This window comes from Rhizobium sp. NZLR1b, assembly GCF_019685155.1.
Taxonomy (GTDB): domain Bacteria; phylum Pseudomonadota; class Alphaproteobacteria; order Rhizobiales; family Rhizobiaceae; genus Rhizobium.
On sequence record NZ_JABDWC010000001.1, the window covers coordinates 83,972 to 92,395 of the forward strand.

The window sequence follows — 8,424 nt, forward strand, 5'->3', positions numbered from 1 at the left end:
GGTCGCCGATGAAAAGCAAACCATCGTCAGCATGGTTGCGGCCGGCCTCGGCCTCGCCGTCGTCCCACGATGGACATCCTCTCTTGCCTCTGCCGTGCAAGAGGAAGCCGGGCGACCGACGCCGAAACTGCCGCTGGCGGTGGCCTGGATGAAGGCAGCCCGTGATCCGCAGAGAGATGCGCTGCTCGATCTCCTGAGGCCCAACCGCGAAAGATATTCGGCATCGGCCTGAGCATGTTCATTCGCGATCGCGCCATCGCCGAATGCCGTTAAAAAGGCTCGCGGGCTAGCGGGCAATTCACGCCGATGATCTCGGCACAAGACGCCCAGGCAGAATAATCGTTTCGGCTTCGCGCTTGCCCGTGATCATTGCGACCATGGTGTCAATCATCTCATCGGCAGGCTGCTCGTAAGACGTCAGTTGATAAGCGGGAGCGGCGCCGAGCTCGATATTGTCGAAGCCGACGATCGCCAGATCATGTGGAACGCGAAGCCCGAATTCGCTGCGGACCACATCCATTGCTCCGAGCGCCAGAATGTCGTTCTCGCACATCAGCACATCGATGCGCGAGGAGGGGGAGGTGGCGTTCAGATAGGCGCGCGCCACCTCAGCACCGGCCTCGGCGCTGTAGCGCTCTGCAGTCAGCTCAACGACGCCTTCGACACCTTTCCGCTGCCAGAATTTCAAATAGTGATGTCGTCGGCCGAGCGCGGTCGACAGGGTCTGTCCTCCCGTCATGAAGCCCGGACGGCGATACCCCCTCTCGAACAGGTAATTCACAATTTCGCCGAGAGCGAGTTCGGCATTGCAGGCGACGGCGGGAACGCCGGGGATTTGGCTATCTCGCGCAAGGACGAACATCGGCGGAAAACCGGGGCCAAGCCGTTGACTACCCAGCGTTTCCTCACGAAAGGCGGTTCCGAACAGAATGACGGCGTCGAACTGGCGCTGATCGGCGTTGATCAACGCATGAATGTGATCGAAATGGCGATTGATATTGATCAGGACGGTCAGCAGACCCTCCGCCTGCAAACGCTCGGTCAGCATCTCCAGAACGGGGAGCTTATGTGGGTTGGCGAAGTCGTCGACGAAGACGGCGACCTGGTGCGTAATGTTCGTCGCAAGGCTGCGGGCAAGCAGGTTGGGTGAGTAATTCAGAGCCTCTGCCGCCTGAAGCACTTTCTGTCGGCTGGCATCTGTAATCGACGCACCGGGAGTGAAGGCGCGGATGACCGTCCATTTCGATACGCCAGCGGCTTCCGCCACCTCTCTTGCTGTCGCCCGCTTGCGCATTTGCCGCCTCCTTGATTGGAATGAATATTCCACAAAAAAATAAAAATGGAATGGATGCTTGATTTTTGTCGAGGATAAAGTAATTTTGCCGAGCTTGCTACCGGGTGCAAATGGAGTTGCAACCGGTAGCATTGGGAAGATCCACCCGGTGGATCGTTTTGGGAGGGTAAAATGAAATTTGGTCTGAAATCACTTTTCGCAGGCGCCGCCTTTGCGGCCGCGATCATCGGGTCTTCGGCACTTGCCACTGCCGCCGACATTCGCATCGTTGCCGTCACTCACGGTCAGGCCAACGATCCATTCTGGTCCGTCGTCAAGAACGGCGTGAGCGCAGCGGCCAAGGACATGGGTGCCAGTGTCGAATATCGTGCTCCGGAAACTTTCGACATGGTGTCGATGGCGCAGCTTATCGATGCTGCCGTCAATCAGAAACCCGATGGGCTGATCGTCTCCATTCCAGACGCCTCGGCGCTCGGTCCTTCCATTAAGAAAGCCGTCGCTGCCGGGATCCCGGTCATCTCAATCAATTCCGGCTCCGATGTTTCGAAAGAGTTGGGCGCGCTTCTGCATGTCGGTCAGGACGAATATACCGCCGGCAAAGCCGCCGGCGCAAAGCTCCACGATCTCGGCGGCAAGGAAGGCCTGTGCGTGAACCAGGAAGTCGGCAATGTTTCGCTCGATCTGCGTTGCAAGGGCTTTGCCGATGGTTTCGGCGGCAAAGTCACGGTGCTTCCTGTCAGCAACGATCCGGCCGATGTTCGGGCGAAGGTCAAGGCAGCGCTGAGTTCCAACTCGACCGTCGATACCGTTATGGCGCTCGGCGCCAGCACAGCTGGTGAGCCGGCCTTGGCAGCCGTCGAAGATGTCGGCATGACCGGCAAGATCAAGGTGGCAACCTTCGACCTTTCGGCTGATTTTCTGAAGGCGGTGGCAGACGGCAAGGCCGCTTTCGCGATCGATCAGCAGCAATTCCTTCAGGGTTATATGCCTGTCGTGTTTCTGGCCAATTACGCCAAATACGGGCTCATCCCAGGTGGCAACGTCCCCTCCGGTCCGAACCTGATCACCAAAGAAAAGGCCGCTCAGGTAGTCGATCTTTCCGCTAAGGGGATCCGCTGACCGAGATTGCCGAAAGGCATCCTCCCCGAAGTTCCTCCCCGTTATCGGGGAGGGGCTTTGGTTTGATGGAACGCGCTGCGAGGCAGCGCAGATGAAGCGCTAAATTACATTCACAGGGAGGAATCATGGCTTCGCTTGAGCAGAAAGCGGCGGTCGCGCCGAAAGCCGATGAGCGTATCAAGCAGGTGGGCTTTCTGACGCAACTGATGCGTCGGCCCGAGCTTGGAGCCGTGGCCGGCCTGGTGCTCGTCATCGTATTTTTCTTTCTCACCGCAGACCCCACAATGTTTTCGCTTTCGGGCGTAATGACGATCATGGCGCCGGCTTCCCAATTGGGGATCCTCGCCATCGCGGCCGCACTTCTAATGATCGGCGGCGAGTTCGATCTCTCGATCGGTTCTATGGTCGCGTTCGCTGGACTGGTCTTTGGTGTCATCCTGACCAACTTCGGTCAGCCATTGTCGGTCGCCATCGTGATGACGATGCTTTTCGCCGCCTTCATGGGCGCGATCAACGGACAGATCGTGATCCATACGCGTCTGCCATCCTTTATCGTGACGCTGGCGTTCCTCTTTATTCTCCGCGGTCTGACGCTCGTCGGCCTGAAATGGGCAACCGGTGGCTCGACACAGCTCCGCGGCATCAGCGACCATGTCAAAGACAGCCCGCTGCTTGGAATTTTCTCCGGCGAAGCCCTGAAGGGCGCCTTCCTATGGCTCGCGGATCATGATCTGATCGACAAGTTCCCCAATGGCGTGCCGAAGGTCACGGGCGTTCCGGTTTCCGTCTTGTGGTTCGCAGCCCTTGCCCTGCTGGCGACCTGGGTCTTATTGCGTACGCGCACCGGCAACTGGGTCTTTGCGGCCGGCGGCGATCCCAATGCGGCGAGGAACTCGGGTGTCCCGGTCCACAGGGTTAAAACCGGCCTCTTTGCGCTGACGGCATGTGCGGCGGCACTCGTTGCGATCATCACCGTACTCGATGCTGGTTCCACCGACGCCAGGCGCGGATTTCAGAAGGAATTCGAAGCCATCATCGCAGCCGTTATCGGCGGGTGTTTGCTCACCGGCGGCTACGGCTCGGCGATCGGCGCCTTCTTCGGTGCGATTATCTTCGGCTCGGTTTCGATCGGTCTGACCTATACCAAGTTCGACTCCGACTGGTTTCAGGTGTTCCTGGGCTCAATGCTGTTGCTGGCCGTGCTCTTCAACAATTTCATTCGCCGCAAGGTTACTGGGGAGCGCTGATCATGGTTGACGTCAACATCCGAACTCCGGTCATCGAAGTGGCCGATATCGTCAAGCACTACGGTTCGGTGATCGCATTGAACGGCGTGTCAATGCAGGTCTCAGCCGGGGAGGTGCTTTGTCTTCTGGGAGACAATGGCGCGGGCAAATCCACGCTGATCAAGACGCTATCCGGCGTTGTCCGCCCGAGTGGCGGCGAGTTCCGGGTGGAGGGAAAGCCGGTCGATTTCAGAAGCCCCAGGGATGCACTCGATGCCGGGATCGCGACCGTCTACCAGGATCTTGCGATGATCCCCCTGATGTCGATCACCCGCAATTTCTTCATGGGGCGGGAACCTCGTAGAGGCGTCTTCCCATTCCGCCACATCGACTTCGATCACTGCAATGATGTCACGCGCGAGGAAATGCGCAAGATCGGCATCGATATCCGCGATCCCAACCAGGCCGTCGGCACGCTTTCCGGCGGTGAACGCCAGTGCGTGGCCATCGCACGAGCCGTCTATTTCGGCGCCAAGATCCTCATCCTGGACGAACCGACCTCGGCGCTCGGTGTGGCTCAGACCTCAATGGTGTTGAAATACATCCATCAGGTCCGGCAGAAAGGATTGGGCGTTATCTTCATTACCCACAATGTCCGCCACGCCTATGCGGTGGCCGACCGTTTCACCATCCTCAACCGCGGTCAAACGCTTGGCACATACGCAAAGGCGGACATCGCCATGGACGAACTCCAGAACCTGATGGCCGGTGGCAAGGAGCTGCAGCAGTTGTCCGAGGAACTCGGCGGTACGATCTAGACCGCGGTCACACCACAAGCGGTTCGACCGTTGCAAAAAAGCAATCGCCTCTCATTCACGCAATAACGATGGAACACGATCATGAACGATCGATCACGAGATGACTTGCCAACGTTTACACTCGCCGCCTGCGCGGAAATGCTCTGGCGCGACAAGGCGATCGAGTGGCGGGCCTCCCGCCTTAAGGAAATGGGCTTTGGCGTTGGTCTATGGAATTGGCCGGATCACGATCTGAGCAAGTTGGAAGCAACCGGCGCGACTTTCACAATTATGAACGGCTATCTCTCCGGCCGTCTGACCGACGACGAAGGTGCCGCCGAACTTCTCAAGACGGCACGCGAAACGGCGCAGATCGGTAAGCGGCTCGGCGTGCAAAGGCTCAATCTGCACGGCACAGGCCTGGGAGATGGAGGCCTGCCGGTCCAGCCGGTCGAAGTCGTGACCGGCGCCATGTGGTTGAAGGCGCGCGACACCCTCTGCCGTGTCGTCGACATGGCCGAAGAAGAAGGCGTCACCTTCACGCTCGAGAACCTCAACCTGCCGGTCGATCATCCGGGCGTGCCATTCGGGCGCGCCGAAGACACGCTGGCGCTTGTCTCGAGCGTCAATCATCCGCGGCTCCGCCTTAATCTCGATCTCTACCATGCCCAGATTGGCGAGGGAAACCTGATCGAGCTTTGCCGCAAATGCCTGCCTTGGATCGGCGAAATCCAGGTGGCCGATGTGCCCGGCCGCTGCGAGCCAGGGACTGGCGAGGTCAATTATAAGATGATCGCACGCACGCTCAAGGACATGGGCTATCGCGGCGCCATCGGTATGGAGGCCTGGGCGTCCGGCGACGATGAGGCGGCGCTCGACCGCTTCCGCGATGCCTTCACGGTTTGAACGATCCGACAGTTAACGCTTACAGATAACGGAGAAATATCGATGATCAGGTTTGGAGTGATCGGCGCCGGCCGGATAGGCAAGGTACATGCCGCCACCATCGCGGCGAACCCGAAGGCAAAGCTCGTTTATGTGGCCGATGCTTTCAGGGCCACGGCAGAGGCGCTTGCTGCCCAGACGGGCGCCGAGGTCGCTGACGCGGAGGATATCATCAAGTCTCCAGCGGTGGATGCGATCCTCATAGCAACGCCGACGCCCAGTCATGCCGATCTCATCGAGGCGGCCTCGAAGGCCGGCAAGGCGATCCTCTGCGAAAAGCCGGTATCCTTGTCGGTCGAACGCATCAATGCCTGCCTCGACGTTGTCGAGAAGAACAATTCCACGCTGATGATCGGCTTCAATCGCCGCTTCGATCCCAATTTTGCCAGTGTGGAGGCGCGGCTGCGTCGCGGCGATGTCGGCGACATCGAAATCGTCACCATCACCAGCCGTGATCCCGCCCCGCCGCCAGCCGAATACGTCAAATCCTCCGGCGGCTTGTTCCGCGACATGATGATCCACGACTTCGATATGGCCCGCTTCCTCATGGGCGAGGAATTCGTCGTGGTAAACGCGCTTGGATCGTCTCTCGTCGACAAGGCGATCGGGGCCGAAGGTGATGTGGATACTGCCGCCGTGCAGATGCAGACGGCGTCGGGTCGTATCGCTGTCATCACCAATTCGCGCCGGGCAACCTATGGCTACGATCAACGCATCGAAGTCCATGGCGCTGCCGGCATGCTTGCGGCGCGGAATATCCAGGCAACCAGTGTGGAGCTTTCCAACGCAAGCGGTGTCAGCGGCGATCCCGTCCAATATTTCTTCCTTGAGCGCTACGCGCAGGCCTACGCCAACGAGATCAATGCCTTCATCGACGCAATCGACAATGGCCATCGGTCGCCGCGGCCGAGCGGGTTTGACGGATTGCAAGCTCAGAAACTCGCGGAAGCCGCAACCAAAAGCTGGCAGACCGGCAAACCGGTGACGGTCGATTGATGGAAGGGAACGGGTGCGAACCAATAGTGCTTCACGCGTTATCGGTTCGCACCCGACGCACCGGCTAACCTTTGCAGATCGTCGGATGCTACGCATGACCGGCAGATCCTAGATAGCGACCTTCAGGAGGCAGAAGCCAATGAAGCAGGCTAACGTTGGTCCTCCTCAGACATTGGAGGAGTTGAAATCGCTGATCGCGAGGCGTCAGATTGTCTTTCCCGATCGACTTGAGCAGGTTGCCAGACAAATCATTGAACGACCGGAGATGGTCGCTTTCGAAAGCGCGGCAGCGATCGCGCGAAGTTGCAAGGTATCTCAGACAACCGTTTTGCGCTTGGCTCAGCACTGTGGACTGCAGACATTCGCCGAATTGCGGTCGATGATGAGAAATCATGTTCGGAAGGCTGCCATCACTCACAGGTGACTCGGAGATCGAAAACTTGCGCGACTATCCCGGGCTGGGTTGATCAATAGAAGCCGCCAATCGCCGTTCGTTGCGAAGTTGAGAGCGATCGGCATGCAGAACGGCAACTTTAAAAGAGTGGGACGTTGAGATGGATGACAATGGCATACCATTGTAATCAAACGGCATATTGTTGTTCCATAATACAGATTACGCCACTTTCTTTGTAGGAAGGTGGGTTCGAGTTTAAAGTGCGACAGTTGGGCCAGCTAGAGATGCGACAGTCTCGCCTCTCGACGTGCTGGTCAATTGGCGGTGTCGCGCCGCTAATCGGCTTTGACAAAGGTTCCCTCCCTCCGGTTGCGCGTCCCTTCTTAATCGCTGCAAGTTTGCAGTCGCAGCGACGGTCCGCGCACCAATTCCCTTGCAGCGTGTAGTTTGTTGCTTGACTCAAAGTGGAGTAGAAAGTTTATTTGGGGCGTTCGGGTCGCTGCCCGACATCCTTTCCACGCTCATCTTCAGGGAGGCGAGCCATGGCAAATCACAAACCAACCGTGCCCAGCGTGTCCATCCACGACTACTCCCCAACGGAAGCCGTCGAAGGCAACCTGCTCGAAAGCGCTTCGGACGCAGATGGCGATCTGCTTCAAGTTCAGTTCGTCAACGGCATGAGAATCCCCAGCAAAGCCGGTGAGCCGGGATATCTTACGGTAGCGGGCGAGCACGGAACGCTGACGATTTGGAGCAACGGCAGCTACGCTTACAACGTCAACGACCCGGCAAGCCTCGAGCCTGGTGGCGTATTTTCGGAGAATTTTTCATTCAAGACCTCCGATGGAAAAGGCGGTACTGACGTCAGCAACCTCCACATCGCCGTCAACGTCCCGCCGCAGGGGATGTATTCTATCGATTTTGAAAACGCCCCCAGGGAATATCCCGGGCAGTCCGATATCGCCTCGGGCTATGCAGGCTTCAAGTTTGGCGACAAACTTGACGGCAATCTCTGGGCGGTCGCCGAAGCGAACGGCAACGAGTACGTCGTCAGCAATCCCTACAATCCCTTTTTCAATCACGCTGACGGCAAGCTCTTCACGATAGAGGGCGTCGACGTCGCGACCAATTTCGACCCTGGTTACGAAGGGGTCGACGCCCTTGTAACCTTTGAGGGCTATATCGGTGGCAACAAGGTGAGCGAGATGGCCGTTACGGTTTATGGAGACACGATTGCCGACGGCCAGCATATCTCATTGGAAGCCCTCGGAGCAGTCGACTTCGTCCGCTTTGATATTCATCCTGACGTAGAGCCTACAGGCTTTCCGCAGCTCGCGTTTGACAACTTCACAGTTCTGGTCTGACCATGAACAGAGAGGCGGCTTCGCGCGATCCGCACCAACAGGCGTTCGCTTGGCAATAACCACTCATCATCGCCTGCTCCTCGTCAAATATGCAAAGCGCTTCCAAAGCTTTCAGCGCCGCCTCCATGACTGCTTCACTGCGGGTCGGATGGGCGTGGATGGTGCCGGCAATATCTTCCAGGCGCGCACCCATTTCGATCGCCAGCGCAAAGGCCGCCGAGAGTTCGGAGACCCCTGCTCCCACCGCCTGCAGGCCGAGAACGAGATTGGTGTCGGCGCGGGCGACGAC

Annotated in this window: 9 protein-coding genes and 1 pseudogene; 8 read left to right on the forward strand and 2 right to left on the reverse strand. The window is 58.3% G+C overall.

What is annotated here, in order from left to right; all coding sequences use genetic code 11:
• Positions 1 to 22: 22 nt before the first annotated feature.
• The gene (locus HJB84_RS00380; protein ID WP_405049107.1) at positions 23 to 232 is read left to right on the forward strand and encodes a hypothetical protein; all 210 of its coding nucleotides are present in this window, start codon (positions 23 to 25) and stop codon (positions 230 to 232) included.
• A 66-nt stretch (positions 233 to 298) separates the two neighbouring features.
• Here HJB84_RS00380 and HJB84_RS00385 read toward each other — a convergent pair whose 3' ends face one another.
• Complete coding sequence (locus HJB84_RS00385) at positions 299 to 1,294, reverse strand: LacI family DNA-binding transcriptional regulator (RefSeq protein WP_221115165.1); 996 nt, start codon at positions 1,292 to 1,294, stop codon at positions 299 to 301.
• Positions 1,295 to 1,465: 171 nt separating this feature from the next.
• Here HJB84_RS00385 and HJB84_RS00390 point away from each other — a divergent pair, with 171 nt between their 5' ends.
• From HJB84_RS00390 to HJB84_RS00420, 7 genes are all read left to right on the forward strand, one after another.
• Positions 1,466 to 2,413, forward strand: a complete 948-nt coding sequence (locus HJB84_RS00390) for a sugar ABC transporter substrate-binding protein (protein ID WP_221114947.1) — start codon at positions 1,466 to 1,468, stop codon at positions 2,411 to 2,413.
• A 125-nt stretch (positions 2,414 to 2,538) separates the two neighbouring features.
• Complete coding sequence (locus HJB84_RS00395; protein WP_221114948.1) at positions 2,539 to 3,660, forward strand: ABC transporter permease; 1,122 nt, start codon at positions 2,539 to 2,541, stop codon at positions 3,658 to 3,660.
• A gap of 2 nt (positions 3,661 to 3,662) precedes the next feature.
• The gene (locus tag HJB84_RS00400) at positions 3,663 to 4,457 is read left to right on the forward strand and encodes an ATP-binding cassette domain-containing protein (protein ID WP_207584926.1); all 795 of its coding nucleotides are present in this window, start codon (positions 3,663 to 3,665) and stop codon (positions 4,455 to 4,457) included.
• An 81-nt stretch (positions 4,458 to 4,538) separates the two neighbouring features.
• Entirely contained in the window at positions 4,539 to 5,342 is an 804-nt protein-coding gene (locus tag HJB84_RS00405; protein WP_207584925.1) for a TIM barrel protein, read from the forward strand.
• A gap of 42 nt (positions 5,343 to 5,384) precedes the next feature.
• A complete protein-coding gene (gene iolG / locus HJB84_RS00410) occupies positions 5,385 to 6,377 on the forward strand; it encodes an inositol 2-dehydrogenase (protein ID WP_221114949.1) in 993 nt (330 codons plus the stop codon).
• Between the two features lie 139 nt (positions 6,378 to 6,516).
• Entirely contained in the window at positions 6,517 to 6,801 is a 285-nt protein-coding gene (locus HJB84_RS00415; protein ID WP_207584923.1) for a MurR/RpiR family transcriptional regulator, read from the forward strand.
• A gap of 512 nt (positions 6,802 to 7,313) precedes the next feature.
• Complete coding sequence (locus HJB84_RS00420) at positions 7,314 to 8,135, forward strand: Ig-like domain-containing protein (RefSeq protein ID WP_221114950.1); 822 nt, start codon at positions 7,314 to 7,316, stop codon at positions 8,133 to 8,135.
• Between the two features lie 103 nt (positions 8,136 to 8,238).
• On the opposite strand, the pseudogene HJB84_RS00425 reads toward HJB84_RS00420, so the two are convergent.
• Positions 8,239 to 8,424: pseudogene (locus HJB84_RS00425) on the reverse strand (dihydrolipoyl dehydrogenase); the annotation flags it as partial.

Bases quoted from the DNA above. Each gene is read 5' to 3' on its own strand.
- HJB84_RS00385 (WP_221115165.1), bottom strand. From the start codon at position 1,294: ATGCGCAAGCGGGCGACAGCAAGAGAGGTGGCGGAAGCCGCTGGCGTA.
- HJB84_RS00390 (WP_221114947.1), top strand. From the start codon at position 1,466: ATGAAATTTGGTCTGAAATCACTTTTCGCAGGCGCCGCCTTTGCGGCC.
- HJB84_RS00395 (WP_221114948.1), top strand. From the start codon at position 2,539: ATGGCTTCGCTTGAGCAGAAAGCGGCGGTCGCGCCGAAAGCCGATGAG.
- HJB84_RS00400 (WP_207584926.1), top strand. From the start codon at position 3,663: ATGGTTGACGTCAACATCCGAACTCCGGTCATCGAAGTGGCCGATATC.
- HJB84_RS00405 (WP_207584925.1), top strand. From the start codon at position 4,539: ATGAACGATCGATCACGAGATGACTTGCCAACGTTTACACTCGCCGCC.
- iolG (WP_221114949.1), top strand. From the start codon at position 5,385: ATGATCAGGTTTGGAGTGATCGGCGCCGGCCGGATAGGCAAGGTACAT.
- HJB84_RS00415 (WP_207584923.1), top strand. From the start codon at position 6,517: ATGAAGCAGGCTAACGTTGGTCCTCCTCAGACATTGGAGGAGTTGAAA.
- HJB84_RS00420 (WP_221114950.1), top strand. From the start codon at position 7,314: ATGGCAAATCACAAACCAACCGTGCCCAGCGTGTCCATCCACGACTAC.